General features: G+C 73.0%; 14 protein-coding genes. 8 read left to right on the top strand and 6 right to left on the bottom strand.

Annotated features, from left to right (window positions below; all coding sequences use genetic code 11):
* The 3 genes from HY68_RS30445 to HY68_RS30435 all read right to left on the bottom strand — a co-directional run.
* The coding region (locus HY68_RS30445) for an SMC family ATPase (RefSeq protein WP_042000246.1) at positions 1 to 2,051 on the bottom strand (2,051 nt) is incomplete at its 3' end.
* Positions 2,048 to 3,214 (bottom strand): exonuclease SbcCD subunit D, encoded by a 1,167-nt coding sequence (locus tag HY68_RS30440; protein WP_041997880.1) that lies wholly within the window; start codon positions 3,212 to 3,214, stop codon positions 2,048 to 2,050. The genes HY68_RS30440 and HY68_RS30445, both read right to left, overlap by 4 nt.
* A 133-nt stretch (positions 3,215 to 3,347) precedes the next feature.
* Entirely contained in the window at positions 3,348 to 3,974 is a 627-nt protein-coding gene (locus HY68_RS30435; protein WP_041997879.1) for a YigZ family protein, read from the bottom strand.
* 55 nt (positions 3,975 to 4,029) lie between these two features.
* On the opposite strand from HY68_RS30435, the gene HY68_RS30430 reads away from it, so the two are divergent.
* Positions 4,030 to 4,437, top strand: coding sequence for a CoA-binding protein (locus HY68_RS30430; RefSeq protein ID WP_041997877.1), 408 nt, complete (start codon positions 4,030 to 4,032; stop codon positions 4,435 to 4,437).
* Positions 4,438 to 4,459: 22 nt separating this feature from the next.
* Here the strand turns inward: HY68_RS30430 and HY68_RS30425 are convergent, their stop codons facing one another.
* The 3 genes from HY68_RS30425 to HY68_RS30415 are packed head-to-tail and all read right to left on the bottom strand — an operon-like array spanning position 4,460 to position 7,616.
* A complete protein-coding gene (locus HY68_RS30425; RefSeq protein ID WP_041997875.1) occupies positions 4,460 to 5,233 on the bottom strand; it encodes a DeoR/GlpR family DNA-binding transcription regulator in 774 nt (257 codons plus the stop codon).
* A gap of 56 nt (positions 5,234 to 5,289) precedes the next feature.
* Positions 5,290 to 6,339, bottom strand: coding sequence for a 4-hydroxythreonine-4-phosphate dehydrogenase PdxA (pdxA, locus tag HY68_RS30420; RefSeq protein WP_241778810.1), 1,050 nt, complete (start codon positions 6,337 to 6,339; stop codon positions 5,290 to 5,292).
* On the bottom strand, positions 6,336 to 7,616 hold the full coding sequence (locus HY68_RS30415; RefSeq protein WP_241778809.1) for a four-carbon acid sugar kinase family protein: 1,281 nt from the start codon (positions 7,614 to 7,616) through the stop codon (positions 6,336 to 6,338). The genes pdxA and HY68_RS30415 overlap by 4 nt, the downstream gene beginning before the upstream one ends.
* 208 nt (positions 7,617 to 7,824) lie before the next feature.
* On the opposite strand from HY68_RS30415, the gene HY68_RS30410 reads away from it, so the two are divergent.
* The 7 genes from HY68_RS30410 to HY68_RS30380 form a co-directional block, all read left to right on the top strand.
* Entirely contained in the window at positions 7,825 to 9,399 is a 1,575-nt protein-coding gene (locus HY68_RS30410) for an ABC transporter substrate-binding protein (protein ID WP_041997872.1), read from the top strand.
* Between the two features lie 9 nt (positions 9,400 to 9,408).
* Positions 9,409 to 10,332, top strand: a complete 924-nt coding sequence (locus HY68_RS30405) for an ABC transporter permease (protein WP_041997870.1) — start codon at positions 9,409 to 9,411, stop codon at positions 10,330 to 10,332.
* A gap of 3 nt (positions 10,333 to 10,335) precedes the next feature.
* Complete coding sequence (locus HY68_RS30400; RefSeq protein WP_041997868.1) at positions 10,336 to 11,229, top strand: ABC transporter permease; 894 nt, start codon at positions 10,336 to 10,338, stop codon at positions 11,227 to 11,229.
* 3 nt (positions 11,230 to 11,232) lie between these two features.
* Positions 11,233 to 12,156, top strand: coding sequence for an ABC transporter ATP-binding protein (locus tag HY68_RS30395; protein ID WP_052457321.1), 924 nt, complete (start codon positions 11,233 to 11,235; stop codon positions 12,154 to 12,156).
* Positions 12,153 to 12,983 carry an ABC transporter ATP-binding protein gene (locus HY68_RS30390; protein ID WP_052457319.1) on the top strand — a complete coding sequence of 277 codons (831 nt, stop codon included), beginning with the start codon at positions 12,153 to 12,155 and terminating at the stop codon, positions 12,981 to 12,983. Before HY68_RS30395 ends, HY68_RS30390 begins: the two co-directional genes overlap by 4 nt.
* Positions 12,980 to 13,981 (top strand): aldo/keto reductase, encoded by a 1,002-nt coding sequence (locus HY68_RS30385; RefSeq protein WP_078864026.1) that lies wholly within the window; start codon positions 12,980 to 12,982, stop codon positions 13,979 to 13,981. The genes HY68_RS30390 and HY68_RS30385 overlap by 4 nt, the downstream gene beginning before the upstream one ends.
* Before the next feature lie 71 nt (positions 13,982 to 14,052).
* On the top strand, positions 14,053 to 14,369 hold a 317-nt coding region (locus HY68_RS30380), incomplete at its 3' end, for an aldolase/citrate lyase family protein (protein ID WP_041997866.1).

Raw genomic sequence — 14,369 nt, 5'->3', positions numbered from 1 at the left:
GCCAGCCAGCGCGCCCCCGACTCCAGTTGGGCCGCGCGGGCGGCGACACTGGGGGCGTCGCCGCGTGCCTTGGCCAACTCGTCGCGCAGTGCGGCCTGTTCGGCGTCGAGAGCTTCGCGCCGCGAGGTGCGGGCGGCGATCCTGCGCTCGGCGCCTGACTGGGCGGCCAGCCGGTTCCGGTGTTCCCGCTCGGCGCTTTCCAGGGCTTCGCGCGCCGCGTGCGTGCCCGCCGCGAGCGTGTGCGCCGCGCGGTGTTCGTCCTCCAGCCGCCGGGTGAGATCGGTGAGTTCGGCGACGCTCGCACCGTCGGCCTCGGCCTCGGCGGCGACGTACCGCTCCCGTACGGCGCTGTGCGCCACGTCGGCGCGGTCGCGTGCCTGGCCCAGGCTGCGGTACCGGTTCAGCGCGGATTCCTCGGCCGCCGGGTCCACCTGCCCGTCCGTCGCCCTGGCCGGGGCCGGATGGTCGGCGGAGCCGCAGACCGCGCAGGGTTCGCCGTCCGCGAGTCGGGCCGCCAACTCCGCTGCCATGCCGTGCAGTCTGCGCTCGCGCAGCTCCAGCCAGCGTTCGTGGGCCTGGTTGGTGTGTTCCTTGGCCGCGTTGAGGGTCTGCGCGGCTTTCCCGACCGCCCCCTGGAGGTCGTCGCGCCGGCGGGCGGCGGCGAGCTGCCGTGCGGCGGGGTCGAGTTGACCCGCGAGCTGTTCGGCGCGGGCGGCTGCCACCTGCGCCTCGTCGATGCGCGCCAGCAGTGCGGCCCGGGTGGACTCCCAGCCGCTCAGCCATCCGACGGCGTCCGCAAGGATCGCTTCGTCCGACCGCGCCTCCTGGTCGAGGGCGGCGCGGTCCTGGGTGATGTGAGCACTGCGCTGCTCGGCGGTCCTGGCGGCGTCGAGGGCGCCGAGCTGCTGGCTCACCGCCCGTTCCAGCGCGACGAGTTGTTCCGCTCCCGCCTCGGCGAGAGCGGCCGGCAGGTGGGCGGGGCGACGGTGCAGCACGCGGTCGTGTTCCGTCGCGGCGCCGCGGTGTGCGCGCTCGGCGTCCTCGCGCAACTCCAGTGCGGGCGCGACGAGTTCCGCCTTGTGCGCCCGGTCGAGGACGGCCTGGGCCCGGTCGCGCGCCGGGCGGCGCTGCTCCAGGGTGTCGGCGCGCTGCCGGGTCTCGGCGAACCGGTCCTGGAGTCTGGCCAGTTCGCGCTCGCCGTCCAGAGCCGTGCGGGCAGCGGCCTGTCTGCTCCCGGCCGCTTCGAGCGCCGCAGCGGCGATGTCGGACCGCTCGACCGCGAGGGAGCGCGCGAGCGCCGCCCACCCCAGCACAGCGGGGGCGAGGCCCGGGTCACCGGGCTGCCGCTCGGGCAGCGGCGGCGCCGAACTGTCCCGCGCCGCCTGCGCGATGCGCTGCGCGACGGACAACAGCCGCTCGTCGCCCGCACGCACCTGGTGTTCCGCCGCCCGGCGCAGTTCGGCGAGCCGGTCCTCGACGGCTGCGAACCTGCGGGTGTCGAAGAGCCGGCCGAGCAGTTTGCCACGCGCCTCCGCGTCGGCCCGCAGGAAGCGGGCGAAGTCGCCCTGCGGCAACAGGACGACCTGGCAGAACTGGTCCCTGCTCATCCCGCCGAGGAGTTGGCTGATCTCCTCACCGATCTCCTGGTGGGAGCGGCTGAGCGCCCGCCAGTCGCCGCTGTCGGCGTCGTACTGGCGCAGCCAGCTCTGGGCCTTCTCCGTGGTGAAGCCCGTACCGCGCAGCTTGCGGCGGAGCTGGGCGGGGCGCCGGGTGATCTCCAGTCTGCGGCCGGCCACGGTCAGTTCGAGGCTGATCTCGGTGGCGGTCCCGGCCGCCGCGTGGTCACTGCGCAGCGCGGCCCCCGCCCCCTGCCGGGCGCCGGGCACCTCGCCGTACAGCGCGTAGCAGACGGCGTCCAGGATGGAGGTCTTGCCCGCGCCCGTCGGGCCGTGCAGCAGGAAGATCCCGGCGGTGGACAGCGCGTCGAAGTCGACCTCCTCGGTGCCGGCGAAGGGGCCGAAGGCGGCGACGGTCAGCCGGTGGAGTCTCATGGGGTCACCTCACGCACGGTCGCTTCGACCCGTACGTCGTCGAAAGCGCCGCGCAGCACGGCGCGTTCGCGGGTGTCGGGCCCGGATCCGCCCCTGACGTGCGCGACGAAGTCCTCGGCGATCTGCTGGTCGGTGCGGCCGTGCAGCCGGCGCGCGTAGGAGGCGTGCGGGTCGTCGTCGGTCCTGTCCGGGTCGAAGACCAGGCTGAGCGTGTGCGGGAAGCGCTTGGTGAGCCGGGCCATGGGTTCGGCGGGGCGGACCGGGTCGGTGAGGGTCGCCTCGGTCCACGCGTCCTCGTGCCGGGCCAGCGCCGGGTCGTCGAGGAGGTCGTCGATCCGGCCGCGCAGCCGGGCCAGCGCGCGGGGCACGGGGCAGTCGATCCGTTCGGCTTCGAGCTCGCCGCCGGGGCCGAGCTCCACCAGCCACATCGTCTTGCGGTGGGTGGCCTCGGAGAACGAGTAGGCGAGCGGGGATCCGGCGTAGCGCACGCGCTCCGTCACGGTCTGCGCCCCGTGCAGATGGCCGAGCGCGGCGTAGTCGACGCCGTCGAAGACCGCGGCGGGCACGGACTCGACCCCGCCGACGGTGATGTCGCGCTCGCTGTCACTGGGTGCGCCGCCGGCGACGAAGGCGTGGGCGAGTACGACGGAGCGGGTGCCGGGGGCGCGGGCGGCGAGGTCGGTGCGTACCCGCGCCATCGCCGCGCCGAGCACCGCCTCGTGCCCGGTCTTCGGGGCCTTGAACTCGTCGCGTACCAGGGCCGGTTCCAGGTACGGCAGGCCGTAGAAGGCGACCTCGCCGTGGGCGTCGGCGAGCAGGACGGGGGTGGCGCAGCCCGCCGGGTCGGTCCGCAGATGGATCCCGGCCCGTTCGATGAGGCCCGCTCCGACGCCGAGCCTGCGGGCGGAGTCGTGGTTCCCGGAGATCATGACGGTCGGTACGCCCGCCGCCGCGAGCCGGTGCAGCGCCCGGTCGAACAGTTCGACGGCGGTCAGCGGCGGCACGGCCCGGTCGTAGACGTCGCCCGCGACCAGCAGGACGTCCACGGCGCGGTCGACGGCCGTCGCCACGAGATGGTCGAGGAAGGCGGCCTGGGCGTCCAGCAGACCGACCCGGTGGAACGAGCGGCCGAGATGCCAGTCCGACGTGTGCAGAATCCTCAACAGACAGCTCCGAGCCCCATCGTTCCCTTTCCCCACCCGCGCGCCGTACGTACGTCACGCCGGCCTTTACCGCTCAACAGCCCACCACGCTAGCGCCGATCGTCACCGTCTCCCCCACGGACCTCCGTTTTGCTCACGCGTCGCCGTACGCCTCGGCGCCCAGCTCCAGTACCGCTGTGCCCGCCGTCGTGTCGGCGAGCCAGGCGCCGAAGGCGGCCACCTCCGCGTCGGGGAGCGCGATCTCGATCGTGACGGCCGCCGCGTACCGGACCCCGCGCACGGTGCGCCCGGTGGAGCGCAGGTCGTTCTCCAGCTTTCCAGCGCGCTGGTGGTCGACGGTGACGGTGGCGAGCCGCAGCCGCTGCCGGGTGCGGGTGCCGACCGCGTCCAGGGCCTCTCCGACGGCTCCGCCGTACGCCCTGATCAGACCGCCGGCGCCGAGCTTGACGCCGCCGAAGTAGCGGGTGACGACCGCCACGACGAAGCGGGTCTCGCGGCGGAGCAGCATCTGGAGCATGGGGACGCCCGCCGTGCCGCCCGGCTCGCCGTCGTCGCTCGCCCGCTGTACGGAGGCGTCGGCGCCGATCACGTACGCGAAGCAGTGGTGCCCGGCGGTCGGGTACCGGGCGCGTACGGCCGCGACGAACTCCTGCGCCTCCCGCTCGGTCGCCGCGGGCGCGAGCGAGCAGATGAACCGTGAGCGGTTCACCTCTGTCTCGTGCTCGCCCGCGCGGGCGATCGTTCTGTACTGCTCCTGCATTCGCCCCACCCTATGTGCCGGGAATGGCCCGGTCGCACGGGCCGTTGTGCAGGTCATGGACGCAGAGACAGAGACGATCCGCAGGATTCTGACCTCGACGGGTGACACCTGGGCGGTGGTGGGCCTGTCGAACAACACGGCGCGCGCCGCCTACGGGGTCGCGGGGGTGCTCCAGCGTTTCGGCAAGCGGGTCGTACCGGTGCACCCGAAGGCCGAGACGGTCCACGGCGAGCAGGGGTACGCGTCGCTGGCAGACATCCCGTTCCCGGTGGACGTGGTGGATGTGTTCGTCAACAGCGACCTGGCGGGCGCGGTCGCCGACGAGGCTGTCGCCGCGGGCGCCAAGGCCGTCTGGTTCCAGCTGGACGTCATCGACGACGCGGCGTACGAACGTACCCGCGCCGCCGGACTCGACATGATCATGGACCGGTGCCCCGCCATCGAGATTCCGAAGCTGGGCTGAGGCCCCGAAAGAAGCGTCCCGCTTACGGTTCGGTCAGGACGACCTGCACGCCGCGTGCGCGCAGTGCCTCGACCACCGGCGCCTCGGCGGCGCTGTCGGTGACGAGGGTCCAGCCCGGCGGCAGTTGGGCCCAGGCGTGGAACGGTCCCCGGCCGAGCTTCGCCGCGTGCGCGAGGACGTAGACCTGCTCGGCGCGGCGGGCCATCAGCTCCTTGAGGCGGGTCTGACGCAGATCCGCCTCGCAGATGCCGTGTTCGGGCGAGACGCCGTCGGCGCCGAGGAAGACCCGGTCGAAGGTCATCCGGTCCAGCGCCGCCTCGGTCAGCGGGCCGACGAAGCCCTGGCTGAGCGGGCGCAGGGTCCCCCCGAGGCATTCGATGTGCAGGGTCTCCACGTCGGAGAGTTCCTGAAGGGCCGTCAGACCCGTGGTGGCGATGGTCAGTTCCTTGGCGGTGCGCAGTTCGTGCGCGAGCGCCCCGACGGTGGATCCCGCGTCGAGCAGGATGGTCTCGCCGGCCCCTATCTGTGCCGCCGCCCAGCGGGCGATGGCTTGTTTCGCCTCGAACGCCTCGCCGGTGCGCTGGCGCAGCGACGCCTCGGGGTGGGCGGCGAGCGCCATCGCACCGCCGTACGTCCGGGCGAGCCGCCCGTCGCCGGTGAGTTTCGCCAGGTCGCGCCGGATCGTCGAGGCCGTCACACCGAACAGCTGGGACAGCTCCTCGACGCTGGCGAGGCCCGTGGTGTTGGCCAGTTGGACGATACGGTCACGGCGAGCCGTGGATCCGATCGGGGACATCGGCACTGATCCTCTTTCGACGGATTCCCGCACCGGTTCACTCACCGGACGGCTGCTCACCGGACGGCTGCGGATGACATCTCGGCCGCCTGGCGCAGGGCCTCGACCATGCTACCGGCCTCGGCGACGCCGGTGCCCGCGATGTCGAACGCGGTGCCGTGGTCAACTGAGGTGCGGATGACGGGCAGTCCGACGGTGAGGTTGACGCCGGCCTCGATGCCGAGCACCTTCACCGGGCCGTGTCCCTGGTCGTGGTACATGGCCACGATCAGGTCGTAGTCGCCGCGGCCCGCGAGGAAGAACGCGGTGTCGGCGGGGAGCGGACCGCGCGCGTCGATGCCGTCGGCGCGCAGGATCTCGATGGCGGGCACGATCTTCTCCTCCTCCTCGCCGTAGCCGAACAGGCCGTTCTCGCCGGCGTGCGGGTTGATGCCGCAGACCCCGATGACGGGTTCCGGCACGCCGGCCCGCACCATCGCCTGGTGGCCTCTGCGCACCGTGCGTTCCACGAGCCCCGGCTCGATGCGGTTGACCGCGTCGATCAGTCCGATGTGGGTGGTGACGTGAATGACCTTCACCTTGGGCGTCGACAGCATCATCGACACCTCCTTGACGCCGGTGAGATGGGCCAGCAGTTCGGTGTGCCCGGGGTAGAGGTGGCCCCCGGCGTGCAGCGCCTCCTTGTTGAGCGGCGCGGTGCAGATGCCGTCGGCCCGTCCGCCCACGGCGAGTTCGGCCGCGACCCGTACGTAGTGGTACGCCGCGTCGCCCGCGACGGCGGACAGCCGGCCCCAGGGCAGGTCGGCGGGGAGCAGTCCCAGGTCGATGACGTTGACCCGGCCGGGGGTGAACTCGGCGTCCTCGGGCCCTTCGACGGGCACGATTTCGCAGTCGAGGCCCAGCAGCGCTGCGGCCTGGCGCAGCCGGCGCGCGTCGCCGACGACCACGGGCCGGCAGCGGGCCAGCGTGTCCGGGTCGAGCAGCGCGGGGACGATCACCTCGGGGCCGATTCCGGCACCGTCGCCCATGGTGACCGCGATGACGGGGAGCCGGGCGGTGTCGCTGCCGGTCTGCTGGGCGCTGTCGGCGGTCGGGCTTGCGTTCACAGGGCTTCTCCTTGCGGTACGGGGTGGGGCCGGAGGCCGGGGCGGAGCGTGCGGACGATCCGCAGCAGCGAGTCGACGTCGCCGAAGCTGCCCGGCCGGGTGACGACCGAGCGGCCGTCGGCCGTGGCACTGTGCACGGCGCCGTGCTGGATCTGTCCGAGGGGGAAGAGCTGGGTGACGCCGAGGGCGTCGAGGACCCGGCGGGCGGTCTCGCCGCCGGTCAGTACGAGATCGGCGACGACGGGCGGGCCGGCCACGGCCGGCGCGGCCACGGTCCTGGCGAGGCCGGCCACCAGGGCGCGCGCGGTGCCCGGCCGAATGCCGCCGCTCCCGTCGATGCTGAGGACCGTGACCCCGCCGGGTGCGAGGCCGGGCAGGACGGGCGCGCCCGCAGGTGCGCCGAGGGCGTCGGGCGGGAGCGCGATGTGGTGCGCGCCGACGGCGGTGAGTTGCGCGATTTGCGCAACGGCGGTCGGTTCGGCTGTGCCGACCACCACGAGCAGCGGCCGAACCCGCCCGCCCACGAGTACGGGTGACGGCGCGTCAGGGCTGTCCGTGAGCCGTCCGACGGCGGCGGCGAGACCGCCCGTCCCCATCAGCCGTACGCCGGGGCCGCAGCGGGCTGCGGCGCGGACGACGGCGTCGAGGTCGGCGTCGCTCTCGCCGTCGCAGACGGGCGTGCGACCGTCTGCGACGAGGGTGCGGAGCCGCTGACGCAGCTGTTCGGCCGGGCCTCTGACCACGGCGAGCGGGACGACCTCGGCGCGGATGCCGGTGTCCCGGGCCGTCCGGCCGAGCGCCTCGGCGACGGAGCGCGGCGGCGGTGCGCTCTCGGCGCGCCAGGCGTCCGTCTCGTGCAGCGGGGTGCCGTGCAGATGGACGACGCCGCCGCGTGCGGTGCGGCCGACGGCGGGCAGCGCGGTGGCGATGACCAGCCCTTCGGCGCCGCGGGCGAAGGCGGCGGCCTCCGCGGCGAGATTGCCCCGCAGCAGCGAGTCGGTCTTCTTCAGGACCAGGGTGTCCGGTGCGCCGACGGCCGCGCCGAGCCCGGCCAGGGCGGCCGCCACCGTCCCGTGTGCCTCGTCCGCCGAGAGGTGGCGGGTGTCGAGGTCGAGGACGACGGCCTCGCCTTCGGCGGGCGCGGGCGCGGCGGCGGGCCCGAGGACGACCGTGCTGCGGATCCGCAGCAGGGCGGCCGTCTCGGCGGCTCCGGACAGGTCGTCCGCCAGCGCGATGACGCGGCCGGGCGGACGTATGCCGTCGCTGTTCGGGGACACGGGTGCGGTTCTCTCCTCGGGTGACCGGGACGGCGGACCTGACGGACCGCCTCGGCGGCTGATGATGGCACACCTTGCGCGAAATGCGCGAGACCTCTTGCGCGAAACACGCAATCGTGCGACGTTTTGCGCCGCGACAACCTGCCGCCCCCGACACACCGGGCGGCGGTCCGAGCCAGTCGCGTCCAAGAACCCGAGAAGGTCAACGATGACCCGTACTCCCCTGAGTGAGACGCTCAGCCGTCGCACCCTGCTGCAGTGGGGCGCGGCCGGCGGAGCCGCGATCACGCTCGGCCCGCTCACCGCGTGTGCCGGGCCCACCGGCGCCCCCGGGCCCGGCACGCTGACGCTGGGCCTGAACCGCTCGCTGGTCAGCCTCGACAACAAGCTCAACCAGTTCGACGCGGCGGTGACCGTACAGCGCGCCGTCCGGCAGACCCTGACCCGCATCGGGCCCGGTATGAAGACCCAGCTGGTCCTCGCCGACCGGTTCGAGATGACCGGGCCCACCGTCTGGGACGTCCGGCTGCGCGCCGGGGTCCGTTACTCCGACGGCAGCCCGGTCACCGTCACCGATGTCTCCACCGCCCTGACCATGTACGGCAAGGTCAACGGCTCGTTCCTGCTCGGGCTCTTCCCCGAGCTGCCCACCGTCGAGGCCACCGGGGCCCGCACCTTCCGGCTGCACACCAAGAAGCCGGTGCCGGTGCTGGATCTGCTGATGGCCAACATCCACATCACACCCGCCAAGGCGAACCGGCCGGAGGAACTCAGCTCCGGGATCGGCTCAGGCCCCTACAAGGTGCTCAGCGCGAACGGCGGCGCCGGTGAGTACACCCTCGGCCGCAATCCCCACTACTGGGGGAAGCCGCCCGCCGTCGAGAACGTGCGGGTGCGGTTCGTACCCGAGGAGTCCAGCCGGGTCGTCGCGATCCGCAGCGGCGAACTCGACGTGATCGACACGCTCACGCCCGACTCGGCCGAACAGCTCCAGGGGCTGCCGGGCGTCACCCTCGAAGAGACCGCCGGCACCCGGCTGTGCGTGCTGTTCTACAACTTCCGCAAGCCCAAGGGCCACCCGCTCGCCGACCCCCGGGTCCGCAAGGCGCTCACGTACGCCATCGACGGCAAGGCCCTGGTACGCGACGTCCTGACCGGCTCGGCCGAGCAGACCGACGGGGTCGTCCCGCTGGCCCTCCAGGGCGCGATACGCACCGGCTCGTACGCCTTCGACCCCGGCCTGGCCCGCAAGACACTGCGGACGCTCGGCGCCGACGGGCTCAAGGTGAAGATCATCTGGGAGTCCGGCGAGTTCGCCGCCGACGCGTCCGTGATGGAGGCCGTCCTCTCGATGCTGGGGGACGTCGGGGTCCGTGCCACGCTCCAGGAGTTCGAGCCGGGCGGCGACATCCTCAAGTGGCGCCAGGGCCGCGGCGGCGACTGGGACATCATCGGCAACGGCTTCGGCAACCCCACCGGGCTCGCGCTGACCACCCTGCAAGGTCTCTACGGCGGCACGCCCGCCAAGGAGCGCACCGGCGACGCGTTCATGGGATACGTGAAGCCGGACATCGAACAGGCCCTGTCGGCCGCGGCCCAGGAGGTCGACCCGGCCGAGCGCACCACCCGCCTCGGCGACGTGCAGCGCGCCATCTGGGACACCTGGCCGTGTCTGTGGGCCTTCGCGCCGAAGACCCTGCTCGCGCGCCGCGACCGGGTGGCCGGGCTCGATCTGCTCCCGATCAACTCCTACGACCTGTCCGCAGTGCGGCTGGGGGGCTGAGCCGTGCCGATGTATCTGGCCCGCCGTGTCGGGCAGAGCCTGCTGACCGTATTTCTGACCCTGTCCGCCGTCTTCGTGCTCGTACGGCTCGCCCCGGGCGACCCGGCCGCCGCCTACGCGGGACCTTCCGCCACCACCGCCGACCTGGCGCACATCCGCGCCCAGTTCGGCCTCGACAAGCCGATGATCACGCAGTACGGCATCTTCCTGCGCGACCTGGTCACCGGGGATCTGGGCACGAGTTACTCGTTCCACTCCCCGGCGCTCCAGGTCGTGCTGGACCGCATGCCGTACACGCTCACCCTGTCCGTAGCCGCGATCATCGTCACCGTCGTCGTCGGTGTCCCGCTCGGCGTCTGGATGGCCCGCAGGGCGGACACCAGCCGCGAGGTCGGCGCCAACGTACTGACCATCGCCGGGCAGTCCATGCCGGACTTCTGGACGGGCGTGATGCTGCTGACCGTCTTCGCCGTCCTGATCCCGGTACTGCCCGCGTCCGGATTCACGTCGTGGAGCGGTCTGATCCTGCCCACCGTGACCGTCGCCATCCTGCAACTGGCGCTCGTCTCCCGGCTCGTACGGCGCGAGATGACAACAGCCCTCGCCTCTCCCTACATCACGGTCGCCCGTTCGCGCGGTGTCGGTGAATCCGCGCTGACCTGGCGCTACGCGCTCGGCAACTCGGGGGTGCCGCTGCTCACCGCGATCGGCACCCGGTTCGCCGCGATGCTCAACGGCGTGGTGGTGGTCGAAGTCGTCTTCGGCTGGCCCGGCGTCGGCTCCCTCGTCGTACGCGCCCTGGAGACCCGCGACTACCCGCTCATCCAGGCCACCGTGCTCGTCACAGCGACCCTCGCGATCCTCGTCCAACTCCTTGTCGACCTGGCCTATCCGCTGCTCGACCCGCGGGTACGTCTCGGAAAGGCGGCCTGAGCCATGAGTGCCACCCTCACCCGGCCGAGCGCGGTCACGCCGCGCCAACTGGCCCGCGCCACCGCGACCCGGCAACAGCGCGCCGCACACGTCAAGCTGTGGGCGGGCGCGGTCTGCACCGTGATCGTCGCCCTGCCCGTGGCGCTCGCCGGAGTGCTGCCGCTGCCCGCGGCCGACGCGCAGGACCTGTCGGCGCGCCGGCTGGCCCCCTTCACCGACGGGCATGTCTTCGGCACCGACCAGCTCGGCCGCGACCTGCTCTCCCGTGTCCTGCACGGCGGGCAGGTGTCCCTGACGGTCGGTCTGCTCGCCGTGCTCGTCTCCGGCGTCATCGGCCTGGTGGCGGGGTCGGCCGCCGGCTACTTCGGCGGCTGGGTCGACGCGGTCGTCTCCCGCGTGCTCGAAGCGCAGCTGGCCCTGCCGCTGCTGATGATGCTGCTCCTGGTGGTGGCCCTCTTCGGGCCCTCCGTCACCGTCATCACCTGCGTGATCGCGGTGGCGCAGTGGCCCGAGGTCGCCCGGCTGACCCGCTCCCTGGTGCTCGTCGAGCGGGAGAAGCCGTACGTGGCCGCCGCCCGGGTGCTGGGGCTGCGCAACTGGTCGATCCTCGGCCGGCACATCGTGCCCAACATCATCCGCCCCGCCAGCCTGGTCATCCTGCTGCTGCTCGCCCAGGCCGTCCTGCTGGAGAGCGCCCTGAGCTTCCTCGGCGCCGGACCGCAGCGGCCCTTCGCGACCTGGGGCCGCATCATCTCCGACGGACAGGACTACCTGACCACCTCGTGGTGGCTGGTGACCCTGCCAGGACTGGTCATCGCGCTGCTGGTCGTCGGGGTCAACCTGATGGGTGACGGGCTGCGCGACCGTACCCGCACCCGCACCACGAAGGGAGCCTGAGCCATGACCGGCACACCGGTGTCCGAACGTTCCGACACCACCGACGCACCGCTCCTCGACGTGGCGGGGCTGCAGATCGAACTGGTCACCCCGCACGGCGTGGTGCGCGCCGTGGACGGTGTCGACTTCACCGTGCGGCAGGGTGAGACCGTGACCCTCATCGGCGAGTCGGGGTCGGGCAAGTCGACCACGGCCATGGGGGTGCTGCGGCTGCTGCCCGACGGACTCGCCGTCATGTCCGGCAGCGTCCGTATCACCGGTACGGACGTGATCGCGGAGCCCGGCGCGGTACGGCGGCTGCGCGGCCGTACCGTCTCGCTCGTGCCGCAGGACCCGATGACGGCGCTGAGCCCGGTCCACACGATCGGGCGCCAGCTCGGCGACGCCGTACGGCTGCGGCATCCGGAGCTGTCCAGGGCCGAGGCCAGGGAGCGGGGCACCGAGCTGCTGGCGCGGGTGCACATCCCGCGCCCGGAGACCCGCTGGAAGGCGTATCCGCACCAGTTCTCCGGCGGCATGCTGCAGCGCGTCCTGATCGCCGTCGCACTCGCCGCCGAACCGCGGCTGCTCGTCGCCGACGAGCCGACGTCGGCGCTGGACGCCACCGTCCAGGCGAGCGTGCTGGGGCTGCTGATGGAGCTCCAGGAGCGCACCGGCATCGGCATACTGATGATCACGCACGATCTGGGGGTGGCCAGGATGGTCTCCGACCGGATCCATGTGATGCGGGAGGGCCGGTTCGTCGAGTCGGGCACGGCGGAGCAGATCGTCGAGTCCCCCGTCGAGCGGTACACCCGTGATCTGCTGGCCGCCGTGCCGCGCCTCGGCCCCTGGGACGAGGACGGCCAGAGCCCGCCCGGAGGGACAGCCACCGGCAGCGGCTCAGGGACCGGCACCGACATCGCAGCGCAGGGAGCAGCCCGGTGAGCACACCACTGTTGTCCGTCGAGAACCTCACCGTCGAGTACGCCACCCGGCAGGGGCCCTTCCGGGCCGTGGACGACGTCTCGTTCACCCTGGAGCGCGGCGGCCGGCTCGCGGTCGTCGGCGAGTCGGGGTCCGGCAAGTCCACCCTCGCCCGCGCGCTGGTCCGGCTGCTGAAGCCGGCCTCCGGCCGGATCCTGCTGGACGGCGAGGATCTGGCGGCCCTGCCCGAGCGGCGGCTGCGCCCGCTGCGCCACCGGGTGCAGATGGTCTTCCAGGACCCGTACGGCTCGCTCGATCCCCATCTGAGCGCCCAGGACATCGTCGCCGAGCCGCTGAGGCTGGCCGGGGTCCGGGACAAGGCGGAGCGGGCCAGGCGCGCCGCCGTCCTCATCGACAGGGTCGGCCTGCCGGCGGCGGCGCTGCACCGCCGCCCGCCCGAGTTCTCCGGTGGCCAGCGCCAGCGCATCGGTATCGCCAGGGCGCTCGCCTCCAGCCCCGAACTGCTGGTGTGCGACGAGGCGACATCGGCCCTCGACGTGTCGGTCCAGGCCCAAGTGCTGGACCTGCTGCGGGAGTTGCAGGCCGAGACCGGGATCGCGTATCTCGTCATCGCGCACAACCTCGGCGTCGTACGGGAGATCAGCACCGATGTGGTGGTGCTGCGCGCGGGGCGGATCGTCGAGACGGGACCGACCGCCGACGTGCTCGCCGCGCCCGCCGACCCGTACACCAGGGCGCTGCGCCGCGCCTCCCTCGACCCCGTGGCGATCAAGGGCCGCAAGCCGCGCGCCCTGCTCACCGCCGTACCGGAAGGAACCACCCAGTGACCACCGGCACCGACTCCACCGTCGGGTCCATCGAACTGCCGCAGGTGCCTGTCCCGCTGTCCCGTCTGGTGCTCGGCACCATGACCTTCGGCGACACCGTCGACGCGGCGGGCGCCGCCGCGATGCTGGACACCGCGCTGGACGCGGGCCTCACCGGCGTCGACACCGCCAACGGCTACGCGGGCGGCGCCAGCGAACGCATCCTCGCCGGTCTGCTGCCGGGGCGGCGCGAGCGGATCGTGCTCGCCACGAAGGCCGGCATCCCGCACCCGGACCAGGGCGACCACGCGCCGCTGTCGGCCGCCGGGTTGCGGGCCGCGCTGGAGGGGAGCCTGAAGCGACTCGGCACCGACCGGGTCGACCTGTTCTATCTGCACCAGCCCGACCGGGCCACACCGCTCGCCGAAACCCTGGGCACGGTCGCCGAGTTCGTCGCCGAGGGGAAGGTGCTCGCGCTCGGCGTCTCCAACTTCGCCGCCTGGCGGATCGCCGAACTGGTCCGCACCGCCGACGAGGTGGGCGCGCCCCGGCCGGTCCTCGCGCAGCAGCTGCACAATCTGCTGGCCCGCAGGATCGAGGAGGAGTACGTCGAGTACGCGGCGGACAGCGGGCTGCGCACGATGGTCTACAACCCGCTCGGCGGCGGACTGCTCACCGGCAGGCACCGGTTCGCCGAGACGCCGTCGTCCGGCCGGTTCGGTGACTCCAAGCTCGCCGGGATGTACCGGCAGCGCTACTGGGACGAGCGGCTGTTCGACGCCGTCGGGCAGCTCACCACCATCGCCGAAGGGGCGGGGCTCGCGCTCACCGAACTGGCTCTGCGCTGGCTGCTGGGCCGTCCTTCGACCGACGCGCTGCTGCTGGGCGGCTCCAGCACCGCCCAGCTGACCGCCAACATCACGGCGGCCGCCGCCGGGCCGCTGCCCGCCGACGTGACGGCCGCCTGTGACGAGGTGGGCCGGGCCCTGCGCGGACCGATGCCCGCCTACCACCGCTGAGCCCAGCGGCCGGTACCGAACCCCCCGCACCGACCCCCCACATCACACCCCGTAAGAAGGAGCACCTGCCCATGACCCCCGCCGCGTTCGCCACCGCCCTGCGCGCCCGTCAGGAGCTGATCGGCTACTGGTCGGTCCTGGACTCGCCCGTCTCCACCGAGCGCGTCGCCAGACTCGGGTACGACTATGTGGCGCTCGACGCGCAGCACGGGCTGATCGAGTACCGCGGGCTGCTCGCCTCGCTGACGGCCGTCGACACCAAGGGCAGCACGGCGGTCGGTCTGGTGCGGGTGGAGGCCAACGAGGCGGCGGCGATCGGGCACGCGCTGGACGCGGGGGCGGCCGGGGTGATCGTGCCGCTGGTCGACTCGGCGGCCGACGCGGCGGA

The sequence above is a fragment of the Streptomyces sp. AcH 505 genome, assembly GCF_000818175.1.
Classification (GTDB): domain Bacteria; phylum Actinomycetota; class Actinomycetes; order Streptomycetales; family Streptomycetaceae; genus Streptomyces.
This window is presented reverse-complemented; position numbering and strand designations above follow the sequence as displayed.